The sequence below is a fragment of the Pandoraea capi genome (assembly GCF_902459735.1).
Lineage (GTDB): Bacteria > Pseudomonadota > Gammaproteobacteria > Burkholderiales > Burkholderiaceae > Pandoraea > Pandoraea capi.
This window is the reverse complement of record NZ_CABPRV010000003.1, coordinates 38,437-53,545: the sequence shown is the minus strand read 5'-3', so window position 1 is coordinate 53,545 and position 15,109 is coordinate 38,437. Positions and strand designations below refer to the sequence as shown.

The following is a 15,109-nucleotide window of genomic DNA, read 5'->3' as shown; positions in this document are numbered from 1 at the left end:
CCCATCCCAAATATCGAATTCCGCCCTGATTCTGTTGGGAAACGGTTCGAAATGCCAAGGACCGCAGGTTAGAATCGCCTCACCAGAACCCGGGAGGAGTCCGGCATGCATAGCCGAACGCAACGCGTCTGGCCGGCTGCGCCGTTGGCGTGGGCGGCGCTTTGTCTAGGATTGGTTACGGTGTCGCCGGCGCAGGCCGCGCGCGTCGTGAGCGTCAGCCCGCAGGGCGAAGTTGCCAGCGTGAATCAGGTCGTCGTGAAGTTCGACGAAGCGATCGTGCCTGCCGGCGACCCTCGGGCGACAGCGCCTGCCACCGTCCGATGCTCGGACGCCACGCTCACGGGCGATGGCCACTGGCTCGAACCCAAGATCTGGGTCTATGACTTCAAAAACGCGCTGCCACCGGGGGCGAAATGCGCCGTCGAGATGCGCAGCGGTCTTTCCGCCGTGTCGGGTACGGCACTCTCCGGCACCACGAAATACGCATTCAATACCGGGGGGCCGGCCGTCTCGTCCATCCGCCCGTCGTACGGTCCCATCGACGAAAACCAGATATTCATTCTCACGCTCAACGGTGCGGCCGATCCGGCCAGTGTGCGTCAGAACGCATGGTGCGAGACCGAGGGGATAGGCGAGCGTCTCGGCGTGAAGTGGATCGAAGGCGATACGCGCACGGCGCTGCTCAAGCGGTTCAATCTCGACAAGCAAGCGTCGCGCGTGGTGATGCTGCAATGCAATCGCACGCTTGCGGCGGGTGCGAAGATGCATCTGGTCTGGGGCGCCGGGATTGCGACGCCGTCGGGCGTTGCGACCCGGCAGGCACGCCGTTTCGAATATGAGGTTCGCGAGCCGTTCACCGCGAGCTTCAGTTGCGAGCGTGAAAACGCCAATGCGCCGTGCACGCCGTTGCGTCCGCTACGTCTGTCGTTCAGTTCGCCGGTCGCGCGCGACATGGTGACCAAGATCCGCCTGCAAGGCGCAGGCGCGGAGCGTTCGCCCAAGCTTGACGATTCGGACCGTTCGTCCAGCGTGAGCGGCATCACCTTCGAGGCGCCGTTTCCGGAGAAGGCCGAGCTGACGATTTCGTTGCCGAAGGGCTTCGTGGATGACAGCGGCCGCGCGCTCGATAACGCGAGTGAATTCCCGCTGAAGACCAGGACGGCGACGATGCCGCCGCTGGCCAAATTTGCGGCGGCGCCCTTCGGCATCGTGGAGCGATTTGCCGAGCCGGGCATGCCGCCGATGCTGCCTGTCACGCTACGTAAGGTCGAGCCGGCGCTACAGATCAATGGACTGGGCGTGGCGGGCGAGGGTGCGAATGGACGGACGCTGCAGCTGCGGGTGGACGATGACGCCGACGTCATGACGTGGATGTCGCGCGTAAGACGTTTCGACGAGACCACGATGACGCGCAAGCAGATCGCGCAGGAGATGCCGTCGATCCTGAGCGCGCCTGCGGCAAGGGAGACCTTCGGGCCTAACGCGGCGGCCATCGTCGAAGACAAGGTCACGCGTTATGACACGCGAAGCCTGTCGCTGCTCTCCGGCTTGCCTGGGGTTCAGGCGCTGACGTTGCCTGTGCCCAAAGAGAAGGATCCGCGCCCGTTCGAGGTCGTCGGCATTCCGTTCCAGAAGCCGGGGTTCTATGTCGTGGAGCTGGCGTCGCAATCCCTGGGGGCGGCGCTGCTAGGCAAGTCGTTGCCGATGTATGTGCGTACCACGGTGCTCGTCACGAACCTCGGTGTGCACTTCAAGATGGGGCGTGAGAACGCCGTGGCGTGGGTCACTACGCTCGACAAGGGCCAACCTGTCGCCAATGCCAAGGTGCGCGTGCTCGATTGCGACGGCAGCGAAGTGGCGTCGGCCGTGACCGACAAAACGGGCGTGGCGAAAATCGACAAGGCGCTCGAACGTTATCGCTATTGCCAGAAGACGGGGCGCTCCGGGTATTTCGTCGTCGCCCGCACGCAGGGGAACGACCCTGACATGGCGTTCGTGTCGTCCGACTGGGATCGCGGTATCGAGCCCTGGCGCTTCCATGTGCCGACCGATGGCGGCACTACCCCGACGATTCGTGCGCAGACGGTATTCGACCGCATGCTGTTCCGCGTAGGCGAGACGGTATCGATGAAACACTTCATCCGTCAGGAAACGATGCAGGGGCTGGCGCTGCCCGTGAGCCTGCCGTCACAACTGACGATTACCCACCAAGGGTCCGGGCAGACGTACACGCAGCCCATCAAGTGGCGCAACGGTCGGCTGGCAGAGAACACTTTCCAGATTCCACAAGGCGCGAAGCTCGGCGAGTATGCCGTCACGCTGGACTACACGGACAGCGATTCGCGTCCGACGACCTATCCGCAATCGCTGGATGCCGGGCATTTCCGTGTCGAAGCTTTCCGTTTGCCGGTGCTGGCGGGTTCCATCGGCGTGCGCGGCGCGGCCAAGTCACCGCTCATCAACAAGACGGAAGCGCCGGTGAACGTGCAGGTGAATTACGTGGCGGGCGGACCGGCCGGTAATCTGCCGGTTCGTGTCTCGGCGCTCATGCGGGTACGTGACCTGACGTTCGATGGCTATGACGATTTCAGTTTCACGCCCTATCGTCCGCCTTCGGCGCAGTCGGGGGCTGACGACGACGATCAGAGCAACGACGAAAGCTCAGGTTCCAGCGATCAGAAGCTGGTGGCTGACAAGCAGCGACTGGTCCTCGACCGCAACGGTGCCGGCACGCTGACGCTCAAGGATTTGCCGAAGGTGGATCGTCCGAGCGATCTGGTGCTAGAAGCCAGCTTCGCCGACCCTAACGGGGAGATTCAGACGCTTCGCGGGAATGCCACGCTGTGGCCGGCCAATCTGATCACGGGCGTACGCAGCGAGAGCTGGGTGTCGGTGACCAACAAGCTGCCGGTCAAGGCGCTGGCGCTCGATCTGCACGGCAAGCCGAAGTCTGGCGTGGCGATGGAAGTGCGCGCCGAAGCCCGCATCACGACCAGCAGCCGTAAGCGCATGGTGGGCGGGTTCTACGCTTACGACAACCGCACGGAGGTCAAGGATCTCGGCAAGGTCTGTAGCGGCAAGACGGATGATCGCGGCCAGTTGTCGTGCGATGTCTCGCTGTCACAGCCGGGAGAAATCACGCTGATCGCGCAGGCGAAGGACGAGAAGGGCAATCTGACCACGTCCACGACGGGCGTGTGGGTAACGGGCCGCGGCGAAGTCTGGTTCGGCGGTGACAACACCGACCGCATGGACGTGCTGCCGGAGCGTCGCGCCTACGAGCCGGGTGAGACGGCCAGGTTGCAGGTGCGCATGCCGTTCCGTTCGGCCACCGCGCTGGTTGCCATCGAACGTGAAGGCGTGATGGAGACGCGCACGATGGAAATCTCGGGGAAGGATCCGAACATTTCCCTCAAGGTCGATCCGACGTGGGGCCCCAACGTTTACGTCTCCGTGCTGGCAGTGCGTGGCCGTATTCACGAGGTGCCCTGGTATTCCTTCTTCCAATGGGGCTGGAAGCAGCCGCTGGAGTGGTTCCGCGCCTTCTGGTACGAGGGCCGTGAGTATCAGGCGCCGACAGGCCTCGTGGATCTGGGCAAGCCCGCCTACCGCTTCGGTCTGGCCGAGTTGCGCGTGGGAACGGCGGGACAGCGTTTGACCGTGGACGTAAAACCCGATGCGCCGACGTACCCGGTACGCGGTCACGCCAAGGTGCGCATCAAGGTCACCCAGCCCGACGGCAAGCCGGTCGCCGCCGGCTCCGAAGTCGCGGTCGCCGCCGTGGACGAGGCGCTGCTGGAACTGGCGCCGAACACCAGCTGGAATCTGCTCGACGCCATGTGGCAGCGCCGCAGCTACAGCGTGACGACGGCCACCGCGCAAATGGAGATCATCGGCCGTCGACATTACGGTCGTAAAGCCGTGCCCGCTGGTGGCGGCGGCGGCAAGAGTCCGACGCGCGAACTGTTCGATACCTTGTTGCTGTGGCAGCCGCGTGTGGTGCTCGACGACAAGGGCGAGGCCACGGTCGATGTGCCGCTCAACGATTCGCTGTCGAGCTTCCGCATCGTGGCAGTGGCCGATGACGGCAAGCCGGGCACGCAGGCGCTTGGCTGGTTCGGCACCGGCTCCGCCACCATTCGCTCCACGCAGGATCTGCAATTGATCTCGGGATTGCCGCCGCTAGTGCGTGAGGGCGACAACTACCGCGCGCAGTTCACGGTGCGCAATACGACGCAGCACGCCATGCAGGTGCAATTGACGGCTCGCGCGACGCAGTTGACGTTGGCACCGCAGCGTGTCGATGTGCCGGCGGGCGAATCGCGAGAGGTGACGTGGGAGGTCACTGCGCCGACCGGGCTGGCCGATACGCGCGCACAGCGGGTGCTGTGGGAGGTGAGTGCGCAGGCACCCGCCGCCGCCGGCGCACCTGCGGCCAGTGACGCGATCAAGGTGGGGCAGGACATTCAGCCCTCAATGCCCGCGAGTGTGCAGCAGTCGGTGCTGATGCAGGTCGAAGGCAGTCTGACGCTACCGATGGCGCCGCCCGCCGGGGCGGTTACCGACAGCACGGGCAAGCTGCGTGGTGGCGTTCGCGTCAACATGCAGCCGCGTCTGTCGCAAGGGTTGCCGGGCGTGAAACGCTGGTTCGAGCTGTATCCGTATGCCTGTCTGGAACAGCAGGCGTCCAAGGCGCTCGGATTGCGTGACATTGCCCAGTGGAAGCGGGTGATGGGCACGTTGCCGTCGTATCTCGACGAAGACGGCCTCGCGAGCTATTTCCCGCCACAGGAAGGCTTCGCGAATCAAGGCAGCGATACGTTGACCGCCTATCTGCTGGCGATGAGCAACGAAGCGAAGGCGCTCGATCCCTCGTATGCGCTGCCGGACGACGCGCTCGCCCGCATGGAAGACGGTCTGACGGCGTTCGTGGAAGGGCGCCTCACGCGACGCTTCTGGGCGCCCCGGGACGACCTGACGCTGCGCAAGCTCAGCGCGATCGAGGCGCTGTCTCGCTACGGCCGCGCCAACGCGCGCATGCTCGGCTCGCTCACTATCGCGCCGAACGACTGGCCGACGTCTGCCGTGATCGATTGGTACGCGATTCTGCAACGTCTGCCCGACGCGCCGCAGCGGGCCGAACGCATGGTACAGGCCGAGCAGATCCTTCGGGCGCGTCTGTCTTACCAGGGCACGCGCGTCGGCTTCTCGACTCAAGGCACCGACGGTCTCTGGTGGCTCATGGTCGGCCCTGAGACGAACGCCGCGCGGCTCGCATTGCTGATGAACGCGAACCCGGCATGGAAGGACGAGATGCCGCGTCTGGTGATCGGCCTGCTGGGTCTGCAATCGCGCGGTGCGTGGTCGACGACGACCGCCAACGTCTGGGGCGGTCTCGCGGTGGATCGCTTCTCGGCACGGTTCGAGCGCGATACACCCACGGGTCAGACGTCGATCCAGTGGCAGCGCGACAACCAGACCAGCGGTGGCGTGCAAAGCGTTGACTGGGACAAGCTCAAGGCGGGCACGGTGCCGCCACCGGTGTCGTTGCCTTGGCTCACGAACGCCGCCGCCGGGGCGGACAACGGGCGCGACGTACTGCGTCTGGAGCAAACCGGTGCGGGCAAGCCTTGGGCGACGATCCAGAGTCTGGCCGCTGTGCCGCTCAAGGCGCCGTTCGCCGCCGGCTATCGCGTGACGCGCAGCGTTCAGGTGCAGGACGCCGCCGATCGCTCGGGCGACAGCTTCGTGCGCGGTGCGGTGTTGCGGGTGCGGCTCGATATCGATGCGCAGGCAGATATGCGCTGGGTCGTGGTGAGCGACCCGCTGCCGGGCGGCGCGACTGTGCTGGGCGGCGGACTGGGACGCGACTCGGTGATTGCGACGCAGGGCGAGAAGAGCGAAGGGGCGATGCCGGCGTTCGAGGAGCGCGCGCAGGACGCTTACCGCGCGTACTACGACTATCTGCCGAAGGGGCAGCATCGGATCGAGTACACCGTGCGTCTGAATAACGTGGGCAAGTTCGCGACGCCGCCCACGCGTGTCGAAGCGATGTACGAACCTGCGATGTATGGCGAAACCCCGAACGCGCCGGTGCAGGTCGTGCCCGCGAAGCCGTGAGGCGTAATGTGCAATGCGTAATGTGTAATGCGTGATGAGATGCACGGCACAATTGATCCGACGAGCCGAGGCACTGAGGCATTGAGGAAGCGATGACATGGACGACGAACGTGGATAGTGGCGAGATGACGAGCGCAGATGATCGGGAGAGGGACTGACATGACGTCGAACTTCTTTGCGCCGGCGGCGGCGCTGCCGCGCGAGGCACGCCGCTTCTGGTGGCTTGCCGCCATCGCGGGCACAGCCTATGCCCTCGCACTGCGAGGGGCTCCGTACGCGGATCAGGCCGTGGCGAAGGCGTTGCTGTGCGCGTTGCTGCTGTTCGCCGCGATGTACCACCAGGACCGGCGTGAACGTGTCTGGTTGTGGGCGGCGCTGATCTTCTCGGGCGCGGGTGATGTGCTGCTCGCGATACCGGCACTGGAACAGGGCTTCGTGATGGGGCTCGGCGCGTTCCTGCTGGCGCATCTCGCCTACTTCGCCTTGTTCTGGCGCGTGCGTCGTCCGTGGGCGCAGGTGCCTGCGTGGCATCGAATCGCCATCGTCGTCGTGTGGATCGCGGCGGCGCTGTCGTATGCGATGTACTGGCCGGGCATGGGCGAGCTGAAAGCGCCGGTCGCGTGTTACGTCATCGTGCTGGCGATGATGGCGTCGGCGGCGCTGCTGGCCAATCTGCGCGGAGAGTGGGCAGCCGTCGGTGCGCTGCTCTTCACCGTTTCTGACGCCCTCATCGGCACCACACAATTCGTCGGCACGATTCCCGCGCAGGAGTACGCCATCTGGATTCTGTACGCGCTCGCACAATTGCTGCTCGTCGCAGGGATCATGGCCGTGCGCACACCGGGCGTGCCACGCGTGCCGCAGGAAGCTTCGCAGTGAAATGGTCATGAACGATCGGCAACGGATGAGGCGGATGGCCGCAGTCCCCAGGGAGTGCGGCGAGGTTGTGCAGAGCGGCGTCCGTGACGTTGGTGACGGTAGTGACGTTGGCAAGGTTGGCGACGTTCGTCATCGGCACCCTGTGCGTCTCGCCTTTCATGCAGTGCTGAGCGTCGTGCTGTCGCTCGGCATGCTGGTGACGCCCGCACCCGCGCAAGCCGTACCGTCGTTCGACGAGGTGCGTCAGGACTGGCGCGCGTCGGACTGGATTCTGCTGGATCGCCATGGTGAACCGTTGCAGCGGCTGCGTGCGGACATGCAGGCGCAGCGGGGCGATTGGGTGACGCTTGCCGACGTATCGCCCGCGTTTCGCGAGGCATTGATCGTCTCCGAAGACAAACGCTTTTACGAGCACAGCGGCGTCGACTGGCGAGGCGTGGCCGCCGCCGCATGGGGCAATCTCTGGCACTCGCGAACGCGCGGTGCCTCTACGTTGACGATGCAACTGGCGGGATTGCTCGACGACGATCTGCGCCCGAGTGTGCGCAATCGCTCCGTCACACAGAAGATCGGTCAGGCGGCCACGGCCGTGTGGCTGGAGCGGCGCTGGCGCAAGGACCAGATTCTCGAAGCGTATCTGAACCTTGTGCCGTTCCGTGGCGAGCTGGTCGGTATTTCCGCGGTCTCGCAGACACTCTTCGGCAAACTTCCCGTCGGACTCGATGCCCGTGAGGCCGCCCTGGCTGTCGCGTTGCTGCGCGCGCCGAATGCGTCGGCGGCACGCGTCTCGCAGCGGGCGTGCGGCATTCTGAAGGAGATGGGTCAGACCGCCGATTGCAACGGGCTGGAAGGTTACACGCAGTTGGTGTTTTCGCGTCCGGCCAGCGTGATGAGGACGCGCGACGCCGTCGATCTCGCGCCGCATCTTGCGCGTCGCGTATTCAGCGCAAGTCGTCCGCCAGCGGGCACGCGGATCGTCAGCACGCTGGACGCGAACCTTCAGCGCGTCGCGGTGAGCACGCTTCAGCAGACATTGCGCGAGTTGAGCACGCCGGGGCGCTCGCGCAACGTGCAGGATGGTGCGATCGTGGTGATCGACAACGCCAGCGGCGACATTCTGGCGTGGGTCGGCTCATCGGGCGCGGCGTTGTCGTCTGCGGCGCAGGTGGACGGGGTGACGTCGCTGCGTCAGGCAGGCTCGACGCTCAAGCCCTTCCTGTACGCACAGGCGATTGCCGAGCAACGTCTCACGGCAGCATCTCTGCTGGACGATTCGCCCATCGACTTGCCGACGGGCGGTGGTCTGTACATTCCGCAGAACTACGACCGTCACTTCAAGGGATGGGTGAGTGCGCGCACGGCGTTGGGCTCATCGCTGAACGTGCCTGCCGTGCGAACGCTCGTGATGGTCACGCCGCGCCGGTTTGCGCAGACGCTCGTCTCGCTGGGTCTGCCGCTCACGCAAAGCGGCGATTACTACGGCTTCAGTCTGGCGCTCGGCAGCGCCGACGTCACGTTGCTCACGCTGACGAATGCTTATCGCGCGCTGGCCAATGGCGGTACGGCGAGCGGTACGAATGAGCTGATGCCTGAGCGGATGAATGAGCGGATGAATGGGCATGCGACGTCGACCTCCCGCTCACCTGCCGATGACGGCAAGTCCACGACGAAAAGTCGCACCGGGAATACCGCACGCACCGTGGTCTTCTCCCCGCAAGTGAGCTTCATCGTGTCGGACATGATCGCCGACCGTCAGGCGAGAACGCGCACGTTCGGGCTCGACAGCCCGCTCTCCACGCGCTACTGGACGGCGGTGAAGACCGGCACGAGCAAGGATATGCGCGATAACTGGGCGGTGGGGTATTCGCGTCGCTATACCGTCGGGGTGTGGGTCGGCAATGCGGACGGTGCGCCGATGTGGGATGTCTCGGGCGTGTCCGGCGCAGCGCCGATCTGGCATCGGGTGATGGACTATCTGCATCGCCGCACGGCGAGTCTGCCGCCGGCCCCGCCGCCGGGTGTCGAGCATGTCGCAGTGCAGTATGCGGAGCATGTCGAACCCGGGCGTGAAGAGTGGTTCCTGCCGGGCACGTCGCAGCCAACGATTGCGCTGTCTGCGCTCGCGACGAAGGCGCCCAGCGGCCCGCTCTGGCGCATTGCCGGGCCGACTGACGGCACCATCGTCGCGCTCGATCCGGATATTCCGCCAGCGAACCAGCGATTGTGGTTTCAGGTCGCCGCGGCGTGGCCCAAAGGGGCGGCCTGGCGGCTCGACGGCAAGCCGCTCTCGGGCACCTCGCGTGTCGGTTGGTTGCCGTGGCCGGGGCGGCATACGCTCGAACTCGTCGACGCTACCGGCACCGTTCGCGACAGCGTGCGCTTCGAGGTACGCGGTGCGACCGTCAACGACGACAAACGCATGCGCAATGCGAGCCGCTGAGCGCATGTGCGCGATGTTGCGGGCGACCTCATAAGCAAATTCCGTCGTTGCGTGTGGACGCCATGACACGAATTGTCACGATTAAATTTTGATGTGGCAGACGCGTTCTCACGATGCGCGCTACACTGAATTCAGACTTGGCAAAAAGCGTGACGCGATGTGACGACGACGAGTGAAAGCTCTGCCGCCGGTGGCGCACGCCCTGAAGCGGAGACATATCGATGATCACGCTGGATGCACAGCAAACTGCGCAGCTGTTGCCCTATCCCCAGTTGGCCGATGGCATCGAGGCCATGCTCATGGAGATGCGCTCGGGCACGGCCCGCGCGCCCGAGCGTCTGCATTTTCCCCTGACCGAACCCGAACGCGGTCGCAGAGGTGGCGTGCTGCTCGTCATGCCCGCCGTCAATCGCGATGTGGCGATGACCAAACACATCACCGTGCATCCCGAAAACTGTCGTGCCGGAAAGCCGTCGATCATCGGCGAGGTGATGGTGTTCGATCCGCGCACGGGCGAGCGTCTGATGTTGCTCGACGGGCCGACCGTCACGGGCCGCCGCACGGCGGCCGTTACGCTGTTCGCTGCGCGCAAATTCGCGCCGAGGCCGAAGGGGCCGGTGCTGATCGTCGGTGCGGGCGTGCAGGCGAAGGCGCATCTTGAAGCGTTCGCTGCGGGCATGGGCACGCGGCACTTCATGATCTGTTCGCGCAGTCCGGAGCGTGCCCATGCGCTCGCGGACCATGCCGCAACCCTCGGTGTCGAGGCGAGCGTCGTCGATGCCATCGAGCCGGTACTCAGTACGGTGAGCATCGTCATTACGGCCACGACCAGCAGCGAGCCTGTGCTGCCCGACGCCGATGTGATGCGCTGGCGCGACGACATCTTCGTGGCAGGCGTGGGCGCGTTTCGTCCCGACATGCGCGAGTTGCCGCCACAGTTGTGCCGCGACGCTGCCGTGCGCGGCACGCTGGTGGTCGATACGTGGGAGGTCAAGCACGAAGCCGGCGATTTGCTGCACGCGGCGATCGACTGGGGACGCGCGGCGCCGCTGATGGACGCGATCATCACCCCCGACCGGTTCCGTTCGAGCGGCCCCGTGCTTTTCAAGAGCGTCGGATATGCGCTGTGGGATCTCGCCGCCGTGTTGTGTGCGCGCGCGAACGTGGCGAAGGATGGCATTCCGTCGGTTTGATGCCGATGCTTTCGGCGCGGTCCCGCTTGATCTGTCGTGATCCGCCGAATGCCACTGACTTATGCCGACCTGAACTGACTAAAACTGGCCCGAGCTAACTTACGCGGGCAATGCGAACGGCACGCCCGCCGATGCCCCTGTCATGGCGGCATGACCCGGCAGGCTCTGCGGCGTGATCACGTGCACGGGAAGCCCGAGCGTCGTCTCGATGAGATCGGCGCGCATCACCTCCCGAGGCGTGCCGGTGGCGAGTATGCGTCCGTCGGCGAGCAGTGCCATTCGGTCGGCATGACGCGCTGCAAGATTCACGTCATGCACGATCGCCATCGCGCCGAATCCCCAGGACTTCGCCAGTTCTCGCGTGAGTGAGAGCAGGTGATGTTGATGGGCGAGGTCGAGCGCGGCGGTTGGTTCGTCGAGCAGGAGATAACGCGGTACGGACGGCGCCGTTGCATTGTCGTCCGGCCAGAGTTGCGCCAGCACCCGCGCGAATTGCACCCGCGCCCATTCACCGCCCGAAAGCGTCATCACGTCGCGATCCATCAGCGACAGTGCGCCAGCCTGCTCCATCGCGAGCATGGCGATTTTCTCGTCGCTCCTGCCCTGAACCCCCGACTTTCCCGACTTCGCTTTCGGAAACGGCAGCCGTCCCATCGTGACGATTTCGAGCGCGCTGAACGGGAACGACAACTGCGCTGTTTGCGGCAGCACGGCACGCAGTCGCGCGAGCGCCGACGTGGTGTATTGCGACAGCAACGCGCCGTTAAGCGTGATCGCGCCGCTCATGTGTGTGCGCGGTGGCAACGGTTCGCCGGCGAGCGCCTTGAGCAACGTGCTCTTGCCCGCACCGTTGCGCCCGAGCAGCACGAGCAACTCGCCGGGACGGATGTCGAGCGACAGGCCGTCGAGCACGGGGGATTCGGTGTGGGCGATCATCAGGTCGTAGGCGCTGAGCATGGGGAGGTCCGGGTGTCGTCGATGGGCTGAGCTGAGTGAGGTCGTATGTCGTATGGGAAGGCCGGGCGTGTCGTTACAACCCGAACTGTCCGCGACGTCGCCACAACAGCATGAGGAAGAACGGCGCGCCGAGCAGTGCCGTCAGAATGCCCAGCGGCAATTCAGCGGGCGCGACCCAGGTGCGCGCGACGAGATCGGCGAGCAGCGTGAGAATCGCGCCGAAGAGCGCCGCCGCCGGGAGCACGGCGCGCGGGTCGGGCCCGACGACCAGACGCACGATGTGCGGCGCGATCAGCCCGATGAACCCGATCATGCCGCTCGACGCCACCAATGCGCCCACACACAGCGCGCAGGCCACCATCACGCGTCGCTTGACCGACTGCACGGCAACGCCCAGGTGCAGCGCCTCGGCTTCACCGAGCAACAGCGCATTGAGCGAACGGCACTGCGAGGCGAGTGCGACGATGCCCAGCGCGACGGGCCAGACGATCACCGCCAGCATTGACCACTGTGCGCCGCCGAGACTGCCGAGCGTCCAGAAGGTGAGGGTACGCAACTGCGTATCGTTGGCCAGATAGGTGAGCAACCCGATGGCCGCGCCGGAGACCGCATTGATCGCGATACCGGCGAGCAGCAGCAACGGCAGGGCGAGACGCCCGCGTCCGGCAGCAAGACGGTAGACGAGTGCCGTGACACCCAGCGCGCCGACAAACGCAGCCACCGGCAACATCCACAAGCCGAGCGACGCAGCGAGCGCCGCCGGCAGGAGCACGCCGCCGAGCACGATGACGCCCGCCGCGCCCAGCGCTGCGCCACTCGCCACACCGATCAGACCGGGATCGGCGAGCGGGTTGCGAAAGAGCGCCTGCAATGCCGCCCCGGCCGCGCCGAATCCTGCACCGACGAGTATGCCGAGCACGATGCGCGGCAAACGGATCTGCAACATCACGTTGCGCGCCTGATCCTGCACGAAGTCACCCGTCGCCCCCCGGAACAGCGCGGCGATGGCCTCGCCGGGCGCGATGCGATAAGCGCCGCCGCACAAGGCGGCGAGTACGGCCGCCGCGAGCAATGCGACGAGGACCGTCATCACGATCCATCGTGGCGGACGCCGGCGTGCGGCGCACCTGTCTCGAACCCGATCGCGCGAACGACCTTCGAGACGACCCGGCGAACCGGCCGGCGGGCTGGAAGGATGGGATGACGTGGCGAGAGAAGACGAAACCGCGTTCGACGTTGTCGTCCGGTCGTGACTGGACGACAAAGGCTTCGGAATCGGAGGAGCGGCTGACATGGCGTCGTTCACTGGCGAATGGCTGGTTTTCAGGAGGATCGGCAGGGCGGCAGGGAGGGCATGTCACGAGGGTGCCCGCGCAACATTCGTCGTCCCTGCACGCGCCTTCGCAGGCCTTCACACGCTGTTATGCGGCGTGCACACGTTTGGCCAGATCGGCGATGGCCTGCGGCAGACGTGGGCCGAAACCGAGCAAGTACAGCGCGTCGAAACTGACAACGCGCCGGGCACGACCCGCCGGCGTGTTGGCCAGCCCCGGCTGCGCAAGCAACGACGCGCTCGGATCCGCGGCAGACGGCCCCGTCGTGGTCGTGAGCAGCACGTCCGGCTGTGCGGCCACGGCAGCCTCTGCGGTGAGCGGCCGGTAACCGTTGAAGCCCCGCAGGGCGTTCTCGGCACCGGCGTACGCGAGCATGGCGTCGGCGGCTGTGTCCTGCCCCGCCACCATCACCTGATTGCCGGTGTGACCGAGGATGAACAGCACGCGCGGACGTCGCGCGATGCCATACGTTTCCTCCACCGTGCCGCGCGCTTGCATCCACTCGGACATGAAGCGTGCCGCCACACGTGCGCCGTCGTCGCCCATCTTCAGCGCGTTGGCGACGCCGCGAATGTTGTCGCGCACGAGTTCCGCCGTGTAGCCGTGCCTGAAATGCTGCACAGGCACACCGGCCGCCTCGATTTGCGTCAGGACATTCGGCGGGCCGGCTTCCGCACCGGCGAGCAGCAGGTCCGGATGCAAGGACAGCACCCCTTCGGCGGACAACGTGCGCAGATAGCCGATCTTCGGCAGCTTGGCAGCCGCTTCGGGGTAAAGGCTCGTGAGGTCGTTGGCGATCACACGATTCTGCGCGCCGAGCGCGTAGACGATTTCCGTCAGTGCGCCACCAGCGACGATCACGCGCTTGGGGGCGTCTTTGGCGACCGCTGCCGTTGCCGCGTGGACCAGTGAGGTCGGCCACAGTGCACCGAGCCACGCGCTCGTCGCGAGCGTGGCGCCGCCGGTCAGCAAGGCGCGGCGCGATACCCGCGAACCGCCGCGCGCGTCGAAAGAAGTTTTCACGCCGAGGCCTCCGCAACACCTTGCGAGCCTTCCACGCGAACCAGCGCGGCGCGCCAGTCTTCGCGCTCGGCCTGACCCGGCTTGCGCTCGCCGAAGAACATGGCGATGACCATGCCCGCGGCGTCGAGCAATTCGAGCGACGAAACGATGCCGTCGGCGGTCGGCTTGCGCACGATCCATGCGGTATCCACGAGGTCTTCACGCAGATGCAGGTTGAAGCCCGCATCGAGAACGTTGACCCACGGGCCCATCACCTTGATGTTCTGCACCGGGCCGGTGTGGATCTGGATCATGCCCGCGTTGCCGACGAACACCATGATCGGCAGCCCGGTGCCGGCCGCGTCGTCGAGCAGGGCGCGCACCGAGGTGGCCGCCACGCGTCTGGCATGGCCTTCCGGCGCGAGGCGCAGCGCTTGCGAGCGCGAGACACCGTGGCGCTTGAGCATGTCGAAGAACTGGTGCGTGTCCGTCATCGCGAGCCAGTCGCGCTGGAATGCGGCGGCGTCGATATCGCCGTCGGGCGTTTCGGTCTTGGGCGCATCGGCGGCCACGACGTGCTGGCCCGGCGTCTGATCGTCGGCACGGAAACGGGCAACGAGCGCCTCGAAGGCGGCCACGTCGCTGTGCTCGCGCAGGAACATCTTGTGCACGGCGGTGCCGGACTTATCGAAGAATTGCAGCGAGCGGCGCGGGCCGTTTTCCGCCGGCGTCTCGACGGCATAGCCGTACGCCCACTGGTGATAGAAGATGCGCAGGTCGAGGTCTTTGCCCAGACCCAGACCGATGGTGCCCTGGTGCGAGAGCTTCTCGTACTGACCGTCCTTCTCGTGCACGGCGGCATTGTTGCGCGTGAGCGCCATGACGCGCCCGAGCGCGGGCAGCGCTTCGACGATCTCGACGAATTCGGGGCGCAGGCGCACCACATGCTCACCGACGAAGGCCGCGACGGTCTCACCTTCGGACACCCCGAGGGCGGCGGCGGCATCGCGATCGCGCAGGTTCCGTTCGGTCTTCACACGTTGGAATTCGCTGCGCAGACGGGTGACGTCGGCGAGCGCGGGGAATGCCGGGCGGGCGGCGGAGGCGGCGTTTTGAGCGGTCATCATGGCGATTCCTTGAAAGCGTGTTGGCTGGCGTTATGGGACATTGGCTAGCAGGCGCCG

General features: G+C 65.8%; 8 protein-coding genes. 4 read left to right on the top strand and 4 right to left on the bottom strand.

Translation table 11 applies throughout. From position 1 onward, the window contains the following. Positions 1-105: 105 nt before the first annotated feature. The 4 genes from PCA20602_RS07020 (at position 106) to PCA20602_RS07005 (ending at position 10,632) form a co-directional block, all read left to right on the top strand. Positions 106-6,120, top strand: coding sequence for an alpha-2-macroglobulin family protein (locus PCA20602_RS07020; protein WP_150720621.1), 6,015 nt, complete (start codon positions 106-108; stop codon positions 6,118-6,120). Between the two features lie 159 nt (positions 6,121-6,279). Next, positions 6,280-6,999, top strand: coding sequence for a lysoplasmalogenase (locus PCA20602_RS07015; RefSeq protein ID WP_150720620.1), 720 nt, complete (start codon positions 6,280-6,282; stop codon positions 6,997-6,999). 190 nt (positions 7,000-7,189) lie between these two features. Then, positions 7,190-9,439, top strand: a complete 2,250-nt coding sequence (gene pbpC, locus PCA20602_RS07010; protein ID WP_150721081.1) for a penicillin-binding protein 1C — start codon at positions 7,190-7,192, stop codon at positions 9,437-9,439. 221 nt (positions 9,440-9,660) lie between these two features. After that, positions 9,661-10,632, top strand: coding sequence for a delta(1)-pyrroline-2-carboxylate reductase family protein (locus tag PCA20602_RS07005; protein WP_150720619.1), 972 nt, complete (start codon positions 9,661-9,663; stop codon positions 10,630-10,632). A 99-nt stretch (positions 10,633-10,731) separates the two neighbouring features. On the opposite strand, the gene PCA20602_RS07000 is transcribed toward PCA20602_RS07005, so the two are convergent. The 4 genes from PCA20602_RS07000 to PCA20602_RS06985 form a co-directional block, all read right to left on the bottom strand. Further along, the gene (locus tag PCA20602_RS07000) at positions 10,732-11,589 is read right to left on the bottom strand and encodes a heme ABC transporter ATP-binding protein (protein ID WP_150720618.1); all 858 of its coding nucleotides are present in this window, start codon (positions 11,587-11,589) and stop codon (positions 10,732-10,734) included. A gap of 73 nt (positions 11,590-11,662) precedes the next feature. Then, on the bottom strand, positions 11,663-12,853 hold the full coding sequence (locus PCA20602_RS06995; RefSeq protein WP_246182102.1) for a FecCD family ABC transporter permease: 1,191 nt from the start codon (positions 12,851-12,853) through the stop codon (positions 11,663-11,665). Positions 12,854-13,010: 157 nt separating this feature from the next. Beyond that, complete coding sequence (locus tag PCA20602_RS06990; protein WP_150720617.1) at positions 13,011-13,946, bottom strand: heme/hemin ABC transporter substrate-binding protein; 936 nt, start codon at positions 13,944-13,946, stop codon at positions 13,011-13,013. Further along, on the bottom strand, positions 13,943-15,052 hold the full coding sequence (locus PCA20602_RS06985; RefSeq protein WP_174980878.1) for a hemin-degrading factor: 1,110 nt from the start codon (positions 15,050-15,052) through the stop codon (positions 13,943-13,945). Before PCA20602_RS06985 ends, PCA20602_RS06990 begins: the two co-directional genes overlap by 4 nt. Between the last annotated feature and the right edge of the window lie 57 nt (positions 15,053-15,109).

What these genes read in the sequence shown, in the direction of transcription:
- PCA20602_RS07020 (WP_150720621.1), top strand. Translation starts at nt 106, where the DNA reads ATGCATAGCCGAACGCAACGCGTCTGGCCGGCTGCGCCGTTGGCGTGG.
- PCA20602_RS07015 (WP_150720620.1), top strand. Translation starts at nt 6,280, where the DNA reads ATGACGTCGAACTTCTTTGCGCCGGCGGCGGCGCTGCCGCGCGAGGCA.
- pbpC (WP_150721081.1), top strand. Translation starts at nt 7,190, where the DNA reads ATGCTGGTGACGCCCGCACCCGCGCAAGCCGTACCGTCGTTCGACGAG.
- PCA20602_RS07005 (WP_150720619.1), top strand. Translation starts at nt 9,661, where the DNA reads ATGATCACGCTGGATGCACAGCAAACTGCGCAGCTGTTGCCCTATCCC.
- PCA20602_RS07000 (WP_150720618.1), bottom strand. Translation starts at nt 11,589, where the DNA reads ATGCTCAGCGCCTACGACCTGATGATCGCCCACACCGAATCCCCCGTG.
- PCA20602_RS06985 (WP_174980878.1), bottom strand. Translation starts at nt 15,052, where the DNA reads ATGATGACCGCTCAAAACGCCGCCTCCGCCGCCCGCCCGGCATTCCCC.